Source organism: Streptomyces sp. NPDC048479 (assembly GCF_040651435.1).
Taxonomy (GTDB): domain Bacteria; phylum Actinomycetota; class Actinomycetes; order Streptomycetales; family Streptomycetaceae; genus Streptomyces.
The window spans coordinates 392,783-408,397 of record NZ_JBEZKA010000002.1; the positions used below are offsets into that span (position 1 = coordinate 392,783).

Consider the following 15,615-nt stretch of genomic DNA (forward strand, 5'->3'; position numbering starts at 1 on the left):
ATGCGCATTCCAGGACTCGTCCCGACGCGCGGCGCGCGACTGCGGCTGTACGGCATCGTCTTCATCGCCGTCATCGCGCTCCTGCTGTCGCTGTCCGTTGCCGTCTATCAGCAGGCGTTCACCTCCGTCGTACGGATCACTCTGGAGGCCGACACCCTGGGCAACCAGCTGGATCCACGGGCCGACGTCAAACTGCGCGGGCTGCTGGTCGGCGAGGTGCGAGAGGTGCGGGCCGACGGTGAGAAGGCGACGCTCGACATCGCGCTCAAGCCGGAGCACGTCTCCCGTATCCCGGCCGATGTGCAGGCCCGGCTGCTGCCCAAGACGCTGTTCGGCGAGAAGTTCGTCGATCTGATGCCGCCCCAGGGGTCGTCGGCCCGGCACATCCGCGCCGGGGACGTCATCACGCAGGACCGCACCAAGGCCGGTATCGAGGTGCAGCAGCTGCTGAACGATCTGCTGCCGCTGCTGCGGACCGTGCGGCCGGCTGATCTCAACGCCACACTCTCCGCGTTCTCCACCGCTCTCGAAGGGCGGGGCGACCGGATCGGCGCCAACCTCACCCGTCTGGAGGGCTATCTGAGCAAGCTCAATCCGCATATGCCGTCCCTCAAGGAAGACATTTCACGGTTCGCCGATGTGGCCGAGGTGTACGGCGACGCGGCGCCCGATCTGATGCGCGTCCTGCGGAACTCCGTCACCACGAGCCGCACCCTTGTCGAGAAGCAGGACCAACTGGCCTCGGCACTCACGGCGACCGCCACCACCGCCGGTACCGCCGACGCGTTCCTCGACGAGAACGGCAACCGGCTGATCACTCTCGGCCGCGTCTCCCGCCCCACGCTGTCGCTGTTCGCCCGCTACGCGCCGGAGTACCCCTGTCTCCTCGACGGCCTGGTGCGGCAGGAGGCCGCATCGGAGAAGGCCTTCAGAGGCGGGGAGATGCGCATCACGCTCGAATTCGTCCGCCCACGATCCGCGTACCGACCCGGCGAGGAACCGCGCTATGCAGAGCGCTCAGGACCCGATTGCAGAGGTCTGCCCCACCCCCAAGTGCCCGCACCGGACGTCAAGCTCAATGACGGTACGTCGGGGACGCACTCGGGCGGTGCACTGCCCGGCGGGGCCAATGTGTCCGCCACGGAGGCCGAGCAGCGGGCCATCGGCTCGCTGGTGGCCCCGGTCATGGGAGTTCCCGCCGACCGGGTTCCGGCGGTCGCCACGCTGCTGTTCGGCCCGATGGCACGCGGAACGGCGGTGAGTGTCGCATGAAGGTGAGCCGAGCCACAGACACCACGGCACCGCTGGTCAAGTTCATTCTCTTCGCCGTGGTGACCGTGCTGGCGACGACGCTGCTCGCGGCGACGATCGTCAATATCTCCTTCGCCCCCGAGCACACGTACCGCGCGGTCTTCAGCGATGTCACCAGCCTGGAGGAGGGCGACGACATCAGGGTGGCCGGAGTGCGGGTCGGAGAGGTCCAGGGGGTGAAGATCAAGGACCGGACGCTGGCCGAGGTGACCTTCAGCGTCACCGACGACCGCCCGCTGCTCACCACCACGGGCGCCGTCATCCGCTACCGGAGCCTGGTGGGGCAGCGGTACATCGCACTGACGGAAGGTGCCGGCAGCGGTACGCGGCTGAAGCCCGGCGGCCGGATCCCGCTGTCCAGGACCCAGCCCGCACTCGATCTCAATGCGCTGCTCGGCGGTTTCAAGCCGCTGTTCGCGGCACTGAGCCCCAAGGACGTCAACCAGCTCGCCACCGAGATCATCAAGACCCTGCAGGGCGAGGGCGGGACGGTCAACAGCCTGCTCGCCCACACGGCGTCGCTGACCACCACACTCGCCGGCCGCGACAAGCTGATCGGGTCCGTGATCGACAACCTCAACGAGGTGCTGAAGACCGTGGACAAGCGCGGTGCCCGCTTCTCCGCCCTGCTCAAGCAGTTGCAGCGGGTGATATCCGGGCTGTCCGCCGACCGCAAGCCCATCGGCGAATCGCTGGTGAACATCGGTGCCCTGACCGACGCCACCTCGGGTCTGCTCGAGGACGCCCGTCCGCCGTTGCGGGACGACATCGCCGGGCTGACCGACCTCACCGGAACGCTGAACGACAACGAGAAGACCGTGGAGGGCGTGCTGAAGCGGCTGCCGAGCAAGCTCAACAAGCTGACAGGGACGGCCTCGTACGGCTCCTGGTTCAACTTCTACCTCTGTGACTTCGACGGCCGGATCGTGCTGCCGAAGACCAGGCAGGTCATCACTCCCGAGCTTCACGTCGCCCGGGCGAGGTGCTCATGATTCCCTTCCGTGAGCGCAATCCCGTGGTGATCGGGGCCGTCGGCACCGCCACGCTCGCGCTGCTGGCCGCGGCCGCGTTCAATGCCGACAGCCTCCCGGTGATCGGCAACGGTGACACGTACACCGCGGCCTTCTCCGAAGCGGGCGGGCTCAAGCCCGGCGACGAGGTGAGGATCGCCGGGGTCAAGGTCGGCAAGGTCGACGAGGTCGATCTGGACGGCGACCATGTGAAGGTGACCTTCCGGGTCAAGGGCGACCCGGAATTCGGCACCAGGACCGGAGCGGCCATCCGGATCAAGACGATCCTGGGCGCGAAGTACCTCGCACTGCAGCCGAAGGGGACGGGCCAACTGCGGCCGGGCAGCGAGATCCCGCTGAACCGGACGGTACCGGCGTACGACGTCGTGGCGGCATTCAGCGATCTGACGACGACCACGGAGAAGGTCGACACGGCCCGGCTGGCGACCGCCCTGGACACCATCTCCACCACCTTCGAGGACTCGCCCTCCGAGGTCCGGGCGTCCATCAAAGGTCTCTCGAAGATCTCCCGGACGGTGGCCTCGCGCGACCAGGCCCTGCGTGAACTCCTCGACCACGCCAACGGAGTCACCGGAGTGCTCTCCGACCGCTCCGGCGACCTCGGCGTTCTGATCAAGGACGGCGACAAGCTGTTCAAGGAGATCTCCAGGCGGCGGGCGGCGATCCACTCGCTGCTCAAGAGCTCCGCCGCGCTCGGCATCCAGCTCTCCGGCCTGGTCGCGGACAACCGCAAGGAGATCGGCCCGGCGCTCAAGGGCCTGAACTCGGTGGTCACCATGCTCGAACGCAATCAGGCGAGCCTCGACCGGAGCGTCAGGCTGCTCGCTCCCTATCTGCGCGTCTTCACGAACACCCTCGGCAACGGCCGTTGGTTCGACAGCTACATCCAGAACCTGGTCGCACCCACTCCGGTGGCTCCGCGAACTGGAGGCTCACGATGAACGGCCGCTTCCTGCCGAAGGGGCGCTTCCTGCCGAAGAGGCTCGTGCCGAAGGGGCGTCTCGCGCGCTGCGTGGCGCTCGGCGTCGCGCTGGCACTCGTCGCCGGCACGGCGGTCGTGCTCTGGCCACGGTCGTCGCCGGTCCGCGTCACGGCGTACTTCCCGCGCACGGTCGGCATCTATCCCGGCTCGGACGTACGGGTGCTCGGTGTCCGTATCGGCGAGGTCAAGAAGATCACGCCGGAGGGGAAGCGGGTGCGGGTGGAGCTGGAGTACGAGTCCGGGCGCAGGATCCCGGCGGAGGCCCAGGCGGCCATCATCAACTCCTCGGTCGTCAGCGACCGTTACGTCCAGCTGCTCCCGGTGTACCGGAAGGGGCCGGCCATGCGCGACGGCGCTGTCATCCCCGAGAGCCGCACGGCCGTGCCGGTCGAACTGGACCGTATCTTCGACAGCCTGCATACGACGGCCGAGGCATTCGGCCCGCACGGCGCGAACGCGGACGGTTCACTGGCCCGGCTGCTCGGCGTGAGCGCGGACAACCTCCAGGGCCAGGGTCAGCAGCTGAACCAGACGGTCGAGGACCTGTCGCTGGCGGTCACCACACTGTCCGACGGCCGGAAGGACCTGTTCGGCACCATCCGGAATCTGCAGGTGTTCACCGCCGCGCTGGCGTCCGACGACACCAATGTCCGGTCGTTCAACGACAGCCTCGCCAAGGTGGCCGACCAGCTCTCCGGGGAACGCAAGGACCTCGCGGCGGCGCTGCGGAATCTGGGGCCGGCACTCGCGGACGTGGCCGACTTCGTGAAGAAGAACAAGAAGGCGCTGACAGCGGATGTGAAGGGCCTCAGCAAGGTCACCAAGGTGCTGGTCACCCAGCGCGCCGCGCTCGCGGAGCTGATGGAGGTCGCACCCACCGGCCTTTCGAATCTGCAGAACGCCTACAACCCGTCCTCCGGGACCCTGGACACCCGCAACAACCCGGACACCCCGCAGGACCCGGCCGCGCTGCTGTGCTCCCTGCTCAAGACGACCGGAGACGCCGGAGGGAAGAACCCCGACTGCGGAGAACTGACGAAGCTGTTCGACTCCCTGCCGGAACTGCCGTCGGCCAAGCCGGTGTCGGGCACGGGTTCGGTCGACAGGACGCTCGGCGGAATCCTGGAGGCCCGAGCATGAGCGTACGGCGCAAGACCGTGGTGGCCGCGTGGGCGGCTGTCGGCTCGGTGCTGCTCACCGGCTGCGAGTTCAACGGCCTGTACGACGTCCAACTGCCTGGAGGCGCAGCCGCCGACGGCAACGCCTACCGGGTCACGGTCGAGTTCAGGGACGTCCTCGATCTGGTGCCGCAGTCGGCCGTGAAGGTCAACAACGTCACGGTGGGCAGCGTCGAGAAGGTGGAACTGGTCGGCTGGCACGCCCGGGTCCGGCTGCGGGTCGCCGACGCGGTGAAGCTGCCCGGGAACGCGATCGCCGAACTGCGGCAGACGAGCATGCTGGGCGAGAAGTACGTGGCGCTGTCCGCCCCAACCGGCACCTCGCCGGCCGGCAGGCTTGCCGACGGCGACCGGATCCCGCTGTCCCGCAGCGGCCGCAACCCGGAGATCGAAGAGGTGCTGTCGGCGCTGTCGGCACTGCTCAACGGCGGCGGGGTGGCCCAGCTCAAGACCATCACCACGGAATTGAACAAGGCCCTCGAGGGCCGGGAGAACCGGGTCAAGTCCCTGCTCACCGAGCTGGACACCTTCCTCGCCGGCCTGGACAGCCAACGGGCGGAGATCATCCGCGCGCTCAAGGGCATCGACCGGCTGGCCGCCCGACTCGGCGGTGAGAAGAAGACGATCGCCCTGGCCGTCGACACCCTGCCGCCCGCCCTGAAAGTGCTGGACGGCCAGCGCCGCAATCTGACCCGGATGCTCACCTCGTTGTCGAAACTCGGAGTGACGGGCACCAAGGTGGTCAATGCCTCGCGGGACGACGTGGTCGCCAATCTGCGGAGTCTGCGGCCGGTTCTGGAACAGCTGAACAAGGCGGGCAGCGATCTGCCCAACTCCCTGGAACTGCTGACGACGTATCCGTTCCCGCGCAATGTCTCGGACGCCATCAAGGGCGACTACGTCAATCTCAAGATCACCGCGGATCTCGATCTGGCCAGTATCTACGGGAATCTCGCCGACAAGCCCAAGAAGCCGGGCGCCCCGGCGAAGCCCGAACTGCCGAAGGTCCCGGGGGTCCCCGGTCTCCCCCTGCCCACCTCACTGCCGGACGCGCCTGGGCTGCCCAAGACGCCCCGCGCCCCCTCGGCGCCCTCGGGCCCCTCGGGCGGCGGCGACCCGCTGTGCCCGCCGGTGTGCACCAGCAGCTACGCCGCGTACGGAAGCGGGGACGGCAACCGCTACCCGGCCGGGGTCGATCTCGCCCTCGCCGAGCTCATGCTGAAGGGGATGCAACTGTGATCACACCTACGGTCAAGGCCCAGTTGCTCGCCTTCGCCACCGTCACTGCCGTCGGCGTCTCGTATGTCGGCGCCCAGTACACAGGGCTGGGCGACAGCCTTCTCGACCGTGCCTACACGGTGCGTGCCGACTTCGTCGATTCCGGGGGCGTCTTCCCGGGCGCCGAAGTCACCTATCGCGGGGTGCCGGTGGGCCGCGTCGGCGAACTTCGGCTGACCGGCTCCGGCGGAGTGTCCGTGGCACTGGACATCGAGGACGCGTCGCGGATCCCGGCGGACATCCTGGCCGTCGTGGCGAACCGTTCGGCAGTCGGCGAGCAGTACGTGGATCTGCAGCCGCGCGCCTCCGGCGGCCCCTATCTGCGGGACGGCAGCACCATCGCCCGCCGCGATACGCGGGTACCTCTGCCCACATCGGATCTGGTCCTCAGCCTGGACCGACTGGTCAACTCGGTGGGCAAGAAGGATCTGCAGATCACCGTCGACGAGCTGGGCAAGGCGTTCGCCGGGACGGGCCCGCACCTGAGCCGGCTTGTGGACTCGGGCAATGAGCTCGTCGAGTCGGCGTCCGGCTCGCTGCCGCAGACGATCGCGCTGATCGAGGACTCGCGGAAAGTCCTCAAGACACAGGCCGATCAAGGCTCGGCCATCAAGTCGTTCTCGCGCGACCTGGCCGATCTCACGGGCCAAATGAAGGCGAGTGACGGTGACCTCCGCAGAGTCATCGGCTCCGGCGCCCCCGCCGCACAGGAGGTGAACTCGCTGCTCCAGACCAACCGGCCCCATCTGCCCGTCCTGCTGGGCAATCTGATCAGCGGCGGCCAGATCACGGTGGCCCGGCTGCCCGGCGTCGAGCAGGCCCTGGTCACCTTCCCGCTGGTGGTCGCCGGCAGCTACACCGTGATCCCCGGCGACGGCACCACCCACTTCGGCATGGTCGCGGGCGCCGACGATCCACCGCCGTGCCGACAGGGTTACGGCACGCAGCGGCGCGACCCCTCGGACACCGGCGAGCGGCCCGCGAACACCGGCGCGCGCTGCACCGCTCGCGGCGGCGGCACATCGGTCCGCGGCGCCCAGAACGCCCCCGGCGCCTCGGGACGCGGCAGCACCGGCGGAGCGGACCCTGCCGCGTACATCACCCCGTACGACCCGGAGACCGGCACCGCCGTCGGCCCGGACGGAACGCCTGTCGAGATCGGCTCGACGGGCGGCGAACAGAACGTGTTCGGAAAGGACTCGTGGCAATGGCTGCTCGTCGGACCGATGGCATGAGTAAGGGCCCCGTCGCGTACGCGATCCGGCCGATCCGCCGCCTGGGTGCCAGGCTGATGGGCGCCGCGCGCCGCGGCAGGGCGCTGCCCGCGGCTCTCGCCGTGGCGACGGTCGTGACAACGGCCCTGAGCGGCTGGCTGTGCGTCCAGGTGTACGAGCAGCGGGCGCAGGAGCATCGGAACCAGGACATTCTGGCCGCGGCCCGTCAGTCGGCGCTGAACTTCACCTCGCTCGACTACCGGCACTACACGCGGGACAGCACCAACGTACTGAAGGGTGCCACCGGCGACTTCAAGGAGCAGTTCGCGGCGCAGACCGCGGAGCTGACGAAGCTGGTCGCCGCGAACAAGTCGGTCTCCGAGGGGCAGGTGCTCGAAGCGGGCATCACCCGGGCCGACGAACGCAAGGCCCGCGTCCTGGTGGTGGCCGACAGCAAGGTGACCAACACCGCAGCTCCGCAGGGACAGGCCCGCACCTACCGGCTGCAGCTCGATCTCGTCCACGAGGGCGGTCGCTGGCTGACGTCCTCGGTCGAGTTCGTCGGCTGACCGCGCGCCCGCGCACACACCCGTATCACCAGCAGTGAGGAGCAAGACCGTGGCGAATCTGACTGGACGAGGCTCCGGCGTCGCATCCCCCGGCCGCCGCTCGATGGCCGCGGCCGCCCGCGCGGCGGCCAAGCGCACGGAACGGGTCGGGCCCGGACCGGACGCACCGGTCCGCGTGGCGGAGCGCAGTGCCGCGACGAGTACGAGGGCGGGCGCGGCAACGGACCTGGCGGAACCGGACGGGATACGACTGGAGGCGCCGGACGACGCGAGCCAGGCGCGGCGGCCGGACGAGCAGCACGCCGGCCCTGTCCTGCACGCCGACGGCCCGGTGGCCGACGCGGCACGCCGACGCCGGAGTGTGCTGGGCAGTGCGGCGCTCGCCGTGCTGGTCGTGGCCGGGCTGATCGCGGTCGCGGTGCTCGGCTCGGCGTACCGGGACAGCCGGCAGGCGGATACGGCGCGGGTGCAGGCCCTCGCCGCCGCTCAGAAGGCCGCCCCGGTCGTCCTGTCGTACGACTACCGGCGTCTCGACAAGGACTTCGCCGCTGCACTCGGCCATCTGACCGGTGCCTTCCGCGACGAGTACCGCAGGACGACCACGACGGTGGTCGCGCCCACCGCGACGAAGTACCACGGGGTGGTCAAGGCGACGGTGGCGAAGCCGCAGGGCGGCGGCACCCCCGCGGCCTCGGTGGTGTCGGCCTCGCCGGACAAGGCCGTCGTTCTGCTCTTCGTCAACCAGGTCACCCGGAGCACCCAGGTCACGGGAGACCGCGTCGACCTCAACCGGGTGCGGATGACCCTCACCCGCACCTCGCACGGCTGGAAGGTGAGCGCCGTCGACGCGCTGTAGCCCGGTGCGGCTGCGCGCGGGACCGCGTGCAGCCGCACCTCCCGTACGCGCCCGCCCGGACACTCCTGAGTGCCTCCTGAGCCGGGACGACAGAAGCCTGGAGAAGTGCTTCTGTCGTCCCCGCTCGGGGGGCACTTTTTCGTGTCCGCTCTTGACAGTCCTCCCCCGCTCCAGGCAGTCTTCCATCAAGCAGAAATTAACTTCCGCAATACGGAAGGAGCGCAAGCCCCTCATGGCCCCTCTTTTTCGGGACAAGCGCGGCGCGGACCAGCGCTTCGATGTGAACCTCTCGATCCTCTTCACGGAACTCCCGCTCCTGGAGCGCCCCGCCGCCGCGGCCGCGGCGGGCTTCACGGCGGTCGAGCTGTGGTGGCCCTGGATCGAGACCCCGACCCCGCCGCAGGCCGAGCTCGACGCCCTCAAGAAGGCGCTCGACGACGCCGGCACCCAGCTGGTGGGACTGAACTTCTACGCCGGGCAGCTGCCGGGCCCCGACCGTGGCGCGCTCTCCGTGCCCGGCGACGAGTCCGACCGCTTCCGGGCCAATATCGAGGTGGCCGCGGACTTCGCCGCCTCGGTGGACTGCAAGGCGCTCAACGCGCTGTACGGGAACCGCGTCGAGGGCGTCGACCCGCAGGTCCAGGACACCCTCGCCCTGGAGAACCTGGTTCTGGCGGCCCGCGCGGCCGACCGGGTCGGGGCGATCCTGCTGGTCGAGACGCTCAACAAGCCGGAGTCCCCGCTCTACCCGCTGGTGAGCGCACCGGCCGCGGTCGAGGTCGTCGACAAGGTGAACGCGGCGACGGGACTCGGCAACGCCAAGTTCCTGCTGGACATCTACCACCTGTCGATGAACGGCGAGGACGTCAGCCAGGTCATCGCGGCCTACGCCGACAGGACCGGCCACGTACAGATCGCGGACAACCCGGGCCGTGGCGCGCCGGGCACCGGCTCGCTTCCGCTGGAGCAGCTCCTCGACGAGCTGACAAAGGCCGGTTACGACGGCTGGGTCGGCCTGGAGTACAAGGCCGGCGACCGCCCGAGCGCCGAGTCCTTCGCCTGGCTGCCGACCGAGGCCCGCGCCGCCAACTGACGTGACGTACAAAAGTTTTGAGAGAGGCACCCTCATGAGCACCCCCGCAGCTTCTTCCCACCCGGCCCGCCCGGCGATTGCCTGGATCGGCCTCGGCATCATGGGCTCGCCCATGTCCGAGAACCTGCTGAAGGCGGGTTACGACGTCACCGGTTTCACGCTGGAGCAGGACAAGCTGGACCGTCTTGCCGCGGCGGGCGGCACCGCCGCCGGCTCGATCGCCGAGGCCGTGAAGGACGCCGACGTCGTCATCACGATGGTGCCCGCATCCCCGCACGTCGAGGCCATCGCCTACGGCCCCGACGGCATCCTGGAGAACGTCAAGCAGGGCGCCCTGCTGATCGACATGTCCTCGATCACCCCGCAGACCTCGGTCGACCTGGGCAAGGCCGGTGCCGAGAAGGGCATCCGCGTGCTTGACGCCCCGGTTTCCGGCGGCGAGGCCGGCGCGATCGCGGCCGTACTGTCGATCATGGTCGGCGGCGAGCAGGCCGACTTCGACGCCGCGCTGCCGATCCTCGAGGCTCTCGGCAAGACCATCGTGCTGTGCGGTCCGCACGGCTCCGGCCAGACGGTGAAGGCCGCCAACCAGCTGATCGTCGCGGTCAACATCCAGGCCTGCGCCGAGGCCGTCGTCTTCCTCGAGAAGTCCGGCGTGAACCTCCAGGCGGCCCTGGACGTCCTGGGCGGCGGCCTGGCCGGCTCCACGGTCCTGACCCGCAAGAAGGACAACTTCCTGAACCGGGACTTCAAGCCCGGCTTCCGGATCGACCTGCACCACAAGGACATGGGCATCGTCACCGACGCCGCCCGCAACGTCGGTGCCGCGCTGCCCGTCGGTGCGGTCGTCGCCCAACTGGTCGCCTCCCTGCGTGCGCAGGGCGACGGCGGCCTGGACCACTCCGCGCTGCTGCGCTCCGTCGAGCGCCTCTCCGGTCAGCACGTCTGAGTGACCGAGGCTCATCGCCTCACCCCCTGATCTCCGGGCCGCGGCAGCGCTGACACCTGTCCTGTCGCGCCCAGGCGCTGCCGCTGCCCGGGAACCACAACTTCAATTTCAACAAACTGTTGACGTTACATTCTCCGCGAATCTACGCTCCAGGGGCCGTCAGCAGCTCCAGCCCGGAAGGTCAATCCCGCCACCATGACGCAGCGTGTGCTTACGACCGAGTCAGGCGCCCCGGTCGCCGACAACCAGAACTCCGCCACCGCCGGCGTCGGTGGCCCGATCCTTCTCCAGGACCAGCACCTGCTGGAGAAGCTCGCCCGCTTCAACCGTGAGCGCATCCCGGAGCGCGTCGTGCACGCCCGCGGCAGCGGCGCGTACGGCTACTTCGAGGTGACCGACGATGTCACCGGCTTCACCAAGGCCGACTTCCTCGGCAAGGTCGGCCGGCGCACGGAGACGTTCATCCGCTTCTCCACCGTCGCCGACTCGCTCGGCGGCGCGGACGCGGTCCGTGACCCGCGCGGCTTCGCGCTGAAGTTCTACACCGACGAGGGCAACTACGACCTCGTCGGCAACAACACCCCGGTGTTCTTCATCAAGGACCCGATCAAGTTCCCCGACTTCATCCACTCCCAGAAGCGCGACCCCTTCACGGGCAAGCAGGAGCCGGACAACGTCTGGGACTTCTGGGCGTACGCCCCCGAGGCGACGCACCAGGTGACCTGGCTGATGGGCGACCGCGGCATCCCCGCCTCGTACCGCCACATGAACGGGTACGGCTCGCACACCTACCAGTGGACGAACGCCGCCGGCGAGGCCTTCTTCGTCAAGTACCACTTCAAGACGAACCAGGGCATCCGCTCCCTGTCGAGCGAGCAGGCCGCCGAGCTCGCGGGCAAGGACGCCAACAGCCACCAGACGGACCTGCTGCAGGCCATCGAGCGCGGTGTGAACCCGTCCTGGACCCTGTACGTCCAGGTGATGCCGGCCGCCGAGGCCGCGGACTACCGCTTCAACCCGTTCGACCTCACCAAGGTGTGGCCGCACAGCGACTACCCGCTGCAGCGCGTCGGCCGTCTGGTCCTGGACCGGAACCCCGACAATGTCTTCGCCGAGGTCGAGCAGGCCGCGTTCTCGCCGAACAACTTCGTTCCGGGTATCGGTCCTTCGCCGGACAAGATGCTCCAGGGCCGGCTGTTCGCCTACGCGGACGCGCACCGCTACCGCCTGGGCGTCAACCACACCCAGCTCGCGGTGAACGCGCCGAGGGCGACGGTTGCCGAGAACTACGGCCGCGACGGCCTGATGGCGACCCGCAACGGCCGCCGCACCGACAAGAACTACGAGCCCAACTCGTACGCCGGTCCCGCTCAGACGGACGCCGCGCTGTCGGCTCCGCTCGCGGTCCAGGGCTGGACCGGCACCCACGCGGCGCCGGCCCATGTCAAGGACGACGACTTCTTCCAGGCGGGCGAGCTCTACCGCCTGATGTCGGACGAGGAGAAGTCCCGTCTGATCGCCAACATCGCCGGCGGCCTCTCGCAGGTCACCCGCGACGACGTGATCGAGAAGAACCTCGCCCACTTCCACGCCGCCGACGCCGACTACGGCAAGCGCGTCGAGGAAGCGGTCCGCGCCCTGCGCGAGGACTAGCAACAAGGCTGCGCCCGGTATTTGACGGAAAGTCAGACATCCGGGCGCCGAGCCCGCACCGCAAGATCCGGATGAGGGGTGGTCATGCGGAGCGGGCGGAGGCGAGGACCGCAGCGGCAGGTGATGCCAGTGCGGTGGTGAAGGTCCCCGGGTCCCCTTTCTGACCTGAAGGAAGGGGAGCCCGGGGAGCAATCACCGCCGCTGCGGTCCCAGCCCGACCCACAGTCTCCGCCCGGCGGCGCGAATGTCCTGTCGCGCCAGCCTCGCGCCGTCGGGCGGTAACAACTTCACAGCCCGAGCGCCGAGTACGGACAGCCCCGTACTCGGCGCCCTTTTTGCCCCGGCGGTCTCACACGGCCAGCGCGCCCGGCGGCCCAGGCCGGTGACGGCGAGGGCGATCAGACCCGCGGCGAAGGCGAAGAGGAAGCCGGCCGCCGAGCCGTAGGCATCGGCCAAGTGGGCTGCCAGGGGCGCGCCCGGGGCCGTGCCCGCCGAGGCCGCGGTGGTCAGCCAGGTCATGCCCTCCGTGCGGTGCTCCACCGGGACGACCGCCTGGGCGATGCTGTACGAGCTCACCAGCGTCACGGCAGAGCCCCGCCACCAGGAGCCGACCGCCATCGAATCTCGTACTGCGCGCGCCGGCCGACGGCGGCGTACGGAAGGTCGCCTTCGAGGACCCCGGGTACAACGAGACGGCCGCCGCGGCCGGTATGGACGCCGTTGCCGTGCCGGTCGGCACGTACGGCGTCGACGTCGACGCGCTCGAGACGACGGGCGCCCGCGCGGTCGTCCTCACGCCCGCCCACCAGTGGCCGACCGGGCATCGTACTGGCCCGGAAAGGCGTCTGGCACTGGCGAGTTGGGCCGCGCGGCACGACGCGACGATCGTCGAGGACGACTACGACGCGGAGTTCCGCTACGACCGCGAACCGGTGGGCGCGCTGCAGGGCCTGGCCGCGGACCGGGTGGTCGCTCTCGGCACCGTCAGCAAGTCTTTGGCGCCCGCGATACGGCTCGGCTGGATTCTCTGCCCGCCGGCACCGGCCGGCGCGGTCGCCGAGCTGTAGCGGCGTCCTGACCGCGGCTGCCCCGAACTCGACCAACTCGCGCCGGCCGCGCTCATCGAATCGGGCCGCTACGACCGGCATTTGCGCGGATGCGCACGGTCTACGCGCAGCGGCGCGCCGCGCTCGTCGCATCACTCACCGAGCACGCGCCCGAGGTCCGGCTGACCGGTCTCGCGGCCGGCTTCCATGCCGTGGCCCATCTGCCGCGAGGCGCCGACGAGCAGTCGGTGATCACCGCGGCCAGGGCGCGCTCGCTGAGCCTGTACGGCATGAGTCCGCACCGCTCGTCGTGCGCGACGGACCCGGCCCAACTCGTCCTGGGCTTCGGCAATCTCGGCGAGCGTGCCGTCCGCGCGGGTATCGAGGCCATCGGTGGCCTTCTGCGCGGCGACGGCGCAGGCAATGAGGCGGACAACGAAGCGGCCTCCGTCCGGGAGTGAGTCCGGGACGGAGGCCGTTCGTGACTGCGGCATTCCACACCGCGGCATTGGACGCCGCGGCATTCCACACGGCGGCATTGGACGCCGCGGGGTGAGCGTCAGACCTTGAGCGGCTTGATCGACGTCGGGGCGTGACCCGGCTCGGTGGCGAGCTCCTCCCACTCGTTCACGCCGTCGATCTGGACACCCATCGAGATGTTGGTGACCCGCTCCAGGATCGCCTCGACCACGACCGGGACGCGGTACTCCGCGGCCAGCTTCTTGGCCTCCTCGAAGGCCGGCAGCAGTTGGTCGGGCTCGGTGACGCGGATCGCCTTGCAGCCCAGGCCCTCGACGACCTTCACGTGGTCGACGCCGTAGACGCCCAGTTCCGGGGAGTTGATGTTCTCGAACTCCAGGTTGACCTGGAAGTTGATGTCGAGATTGCGCTGCGCCTGGCGGATCAGGCCCAGGTACGCGTTGTTCACCAGGACATGGACGTACGGGATCCTGTGCTGCGCGCCGACCGCCAGCTCCTCGAGCATGAACTGGAAGTCGTAGTCGCCCGACAGCGCGACGACCGGAGTCTCCGGGTCGGCGGTGGCGACACCGAGCGCGGCCGGGATGGTCCAGCCGAGCGGGCCCGCCTGGCCGCAGTTGATCCAGTGGCGCGGCCTGTAGACGTGCAGCATCTGCGCACCGGCGATCTGGGAGAGGCCGATGGTGGTGACGTAGCGCGTCTCCGGACCGAAGGCCTTGTTCATCTCCTCGTACACGCGCTGCGGCTTCATCGGCACGTTGTCGAAGTGCGTACGGCGCTGCAGCGTGGCCTTGCGCTCCTGCGCGGAGGCGGCCCACTCGGCGCGGTCCGGCAGCCGGCCGGCGGCCTTGAGCTCCTTCGCCACCTCGATGAAGAGCTCCAGCGCTGCCTTGGCGTCGGAGGCGATGCCGTACTCCGGGGCGAAGATCTTGCCGATCTGGGTGGGCTCGATGTCGACGTGGACGAACGTGCGGCCCTTGGTGTAGACGTCCAGGCCGCCGGTGTGGCGATTGGCCCAGCGATTGCCGATGCCGAGGACGAAGTCCGACTCGAGGAAGGTCGCGTTGCCGTAGCGGTGCGAGGTCTGCAGGCCGACCATCCCGGCGTTCAACTCGTGGTCGTCGGCGATGATGCCCCAGCCCATCAGGGTCGGGACGACCGGGATGCCGGTCAGCTCCGCGAACTCGACCAGCAGCTCGGAGGCGTCGGCGTTGATGATGCCGCCGCCGGCGACGATCAGCGGGCGCTCGGACGCGTTGAGCAGCTTGATGGCCTTCTCGGCCTGGGCGCGGGTCGCGGACGGCTTGTAGACCGGCAGCGGCTCGTACGTCTCCGGGTCGAACTCGATCTCGGTCAGCTGAACGTCGATCGGCAGGTCGATGAGGACCGGTCCGGGCCGTCCTGACCGCATCAGGTGGAAGGCCTGCTGGAAGACGCCGGGGACCTGCGCGGCCTCCAGGACGGTGGTCGCCGCCTTGGTGACGGGCTTGGCGATCGAGGCGATGTCGACGGCCTGGAAGTCCTCCTTGTGGATCACCGCGGTCGGCGCCTGGCCGGTGATGCAGAGGATCGGGATCGAGTCGCCGATGGCCGAGTAGAGCCCGGTGATCATGTCGGTGCCGGCCGGACCTGACGTTCCGATGCAGAGACCGATGTTGCCGGGGTTGGCGCGGGTGTAGCCCTCCGCCATGTGGGAGGCGCCCTCGACATGGCGGGCGAGCGTGTGGTCGATGCCCCCGCCGGCCTGCAGTGCCTTGTAGAAGGGGTTGATCGCCGCGCCCGGCACACCGAACGCGTTCGTGACGCCTTCGCGCTTGAGGATCTCAACTGCCGCTCGGGCAGCGGTCATACGAGGCATGGGTGCTCCTGCTTCAGCCGGGCGGAGTCGGGCTCTTGCGCGTCACTCGAGAGCATCGATTCCATAATGCGGAAGTTTAGTTCTGCTATACGGAAGTAATGTAGGACGCCTGCGGAG

The 15,615-nt window shown here is 69.3% G+C and carries 15 protein-coding genes; 13 read left to right on the forward strand and 2 right to left on the reverse strand.

The features are described 5' to 3' along the window. The 11 genes from AB0D12_RS04670 (at position 1) to AB0D12_RS04720 (ending at position 12,114) form a co-directional block, all read left to right on the forward strand. Positions 1–1,272 (forward strand): MCE family protein, encoded by a 1,272-nt coding sequence (locus AB0D12_RS04670; protein ID WP_362677047.1) that lies wholly within the window; start codon positions 1–3, stop codon positions 1,270–1,272. Further along, a complete protein-coding gene (locus tag AB0D12_RS04675; protein ID WP_362677049.1) occupies positions 1,269–2,303 on the forward strand; it encodes an MlaD family protein in 1,035 nt (344 codons plus the stop codon). The genes AB0D12_RS04670 and AB0D12_RS04675 overlap by 4 nt, the downstream gene beginning before the upstream one ends. Next, positions 2,300–3,283 (forward strand): MCE family protein, encoded by a 984-nt coding sequence (locus AB0D12_RS04680; RefSeq protein WP_362677051.1) that lies wholly within the window; start codon positions 2,300–2,302, stop codon positions 3,281–3,283. Before AB0D12_RS04675 ends, AB0D12_RS04680 begins: the two co-directional genes overlap by 4 nt. A 71-nt stretch (positions 3,284–3,354) precedes the next feature. Continuing rightward, the gene (locus tag AB0D12_RS04685) at positions 3,355–4,464 is read left to right on the forward strand and encodes an MCE family protein (RefSeq protein WP_362677278.1); all 1,110 of its coding nucleotides are present in this window, start codon (positions 3,355–3,357) and stop codon (positions 4,462–4,464) included. Continuing rightward, positions 4,461–5,741: an MCE family protein gene (locus AB0D12_RS04690; protein ID WP_362677053.1), complete on the forward strand. Its 1,281-nt coding sequence runs from the start codon at positions 4,461–4,463 to the stop codon at positions 5,739–5,741. The genes AB0D12_RS04685 and AB0D12_RS04690 overlap by 4 nt, the downstream gene beginning before the upstream one ends. After that, positions 5,738–7,015, forward strand: a complete 1,278-nt coding sequence (locus tag AB0D12_RS04695) for an MlaD family protein (RefSeq protein WP_362677055.1) — start codon at positions 5,738–5,740, stop codon at positions 7,013–7,015. The genes AB0D12_RS04690 and AB0D12_RS04695 overlap by 4 nt, the downstream gene beginning before the upstream one ends. A gap of 56 nt (positions 7,016–7,071) precedes the next feature. Beyond that, positions 7,072–7,563: a hypothetical protein gene (locus tag AB0D12_RS04700; RefSeq protein ID WP_362677280.1), complete on the forward strand. Its 492-nt coding sequence runs from the start codon at positions 7,072–7,074 to the stop codon at positions 7,561–7,563. Between the two features lie 49 nt (positions 7,564–7,612). Further along, on the forward strand, positions 7,613–8,419 hold the full coding sequence (locus AB0D12_RS04705) for a hypothetical protein (protein ID WP_362677057.1): 807 nt from the start codon (positions 7,613–7,615) through the stop codon (positions 8,417–8,419). 232 nt (positions 8,420–8,651) lie between these two features. Then, positions 8,652–9,512 carry a TIM barrel protein gene (locus AB0D12_RS04710; protein WP_362677059.1) on the forward strand — a complete coding sequence of 287 codons (861 nt, stop codon included), beginning with the start codon at positions 8,652–8,654 and terminating at the stop codon, positions 9,510–9,512. Positions 9,513–9,546: 34 nt separating this feature from the next. Further along, positions 9,547–10,461 carry a 2-hydroxy-3-oxopropionate reductase gene (locus tag AB0D12_RS04715; protein ID WP_362677061.1) on the forward strand — a complete coding sequence of 305 codons (915 nt, stop codon included), beginning with the start codon at positions 9,547–9,549 and terminating at the stop codon, positions 10,459–10,461. Between the two features lie 195 nt (positions 10,462–10,656). Next, positions 10,657–12,114, forward strand: a complete 1,458-nt coding sequence (locus tag AB0D12_RS04720; protein ID WP_362677063.1) for a catalase — start codon at positions 10,657–10,659, stop codon at positions 12,112–12,114. Positions 12,115–12,306: 192 nt separating this feature from the next. Here the strand turns inward: AB0D12_RS04720 and AB0D12_RS04725 are convergent, their stop codons facing one another. Then, positions 12,307–12,690 carry a hypothetical protein gene (locus AB0D12_RS04725; protein ID WP_362677065.1) on the reverse strand — a complete coding sequence of 128 codons (384 nt, stop codon included), beginning with the start codon at positions 12,688–12,690 and terminating at the stop codon, positions 12,307–12,309. Positions 12,691–12,824: 134 nt separating this feature from the next. On the opposite strand from AB0D12_RS04725, the gene AB0D12_RS04730 reads away from it, so the two are divergent. Both AB0D12_RS04730 and AB0D12_RS04735 read left to right on the forward strand, forming a co-directional pair. After that, complete coding sequence (locus AB0D12_RS04730) at positions 12,825–13,181, forward strand: hypothetical protein (protein WP_362677067.1); 357 nt, start codon at positions 12,825–12,827, stop codon at positions 13,179–13,181. Positions 13,182–13,270: 89 nt separating this feature from the next. Then, a complete protein-coding gene (locus AB0D12_RS04735; protein WP_362677069.1) occupies positions 13,271–13,621 on the forward strand; it encodes a hypothetical protein in 351 nt (116 codons plus the stop codon). Between the two features lie 98 nt (positions 13,622–13,719). Here the strand turns inward: AB0D12_RS04735 and gcl are convergent, their stop codons facing one another. Then, a complete protein-coding gene (gene gcl / locus AB0D12_RS04740) occupies positions 13,720–15,498 on the reverse strand; it encodes a glyoxylate carboligase (RefSeq protein WP_362677071.1) in 1,779 nt (592 codons plus the stop codon). Positions 15,499–15,615 lie beyond the last annotated feature (117 nt).

Bases quoted from the DNA above. Each gene is read 5' to 3' on its own strand.
- AB0D12_RS04670 (WP_362677047.1), top strand. From the start codon at position 1: ATGCGCATTCCAGGACTCGTCCCGACGCGCGGCGCGCGACTGCGGCTG.
- AB0D12_RS04675 (WP_362677049.1), top strand. From the start codon at position 1,269: ATGAAGGTGAGCCGAGCCACAGACACCACGGCACCGCTGGTCAAGTTC.
- AB0D12_RS04680 (WP_362677051.1), top strand. From the start codon at position 2,300: ATGATTCCCTTCCGTGAGCGCAATCCCGTGGTGATCGGGGCCGTCGGC.
- AB0D12_RS04690 (WP_362677053.1), top strand. From the start codon at position 4,461: ATGAGCGTACGGCGCAAGACCGTGGTGGCCGCGTGGGCGGCTGTCGGC.
- AB0D12_RS04700 (WP_362677280.1), top strand. From the start codon at position 7,072: ATGGGCGCCGCGCGCCGCGGCAGGGCGCTGCCCGCGGCTCTCGCCGTG.
- AB0D12_RS04710 (WP_362677059.1), top strand. From the start codon at position 8,652: ATGGCCCCTCTTTTTCGGGACAAGCGCGGCGCGGACCAGCGCTTCGAT.
- AB0D12_RS04715 (WP_362677061.1), top strand. From the start codon at position 9,547: ATGAGCACCCCCGCAGCTTCTTCCCACCCGGCCCGCCCGGCGATTGCC.
- AB0D12_RS04720 (WP_362677063.1), top strand. From the start codon at position 10,657: ATGACGCAGCGTGTGCTTACGACCGAGTCAGGCGCCCCGGTCGCCGAC.
- AB0D12_RS04730 (WP_362677067.1), top strand. From the start codon at position 12,825: ATGGACGCCGTTGCCGTGCCGGTCGGCACGTACGGCGTCGACGTCGAC.
- AB0D12_RS04735 (WP_362677069.1), top strand. From the start codon at position 13,271: ATGCGCACGGTCTACGCGCAGCGGCGCGCCGCGCTCGTCGCATCACTC.
- gcl (WP_362677071.1), bottom strand. From the start codon at position 15,498: ATGCCTCGTATGACCGCTGCCCGAGCGGCAGTTGAGATCCTCAAGCGC.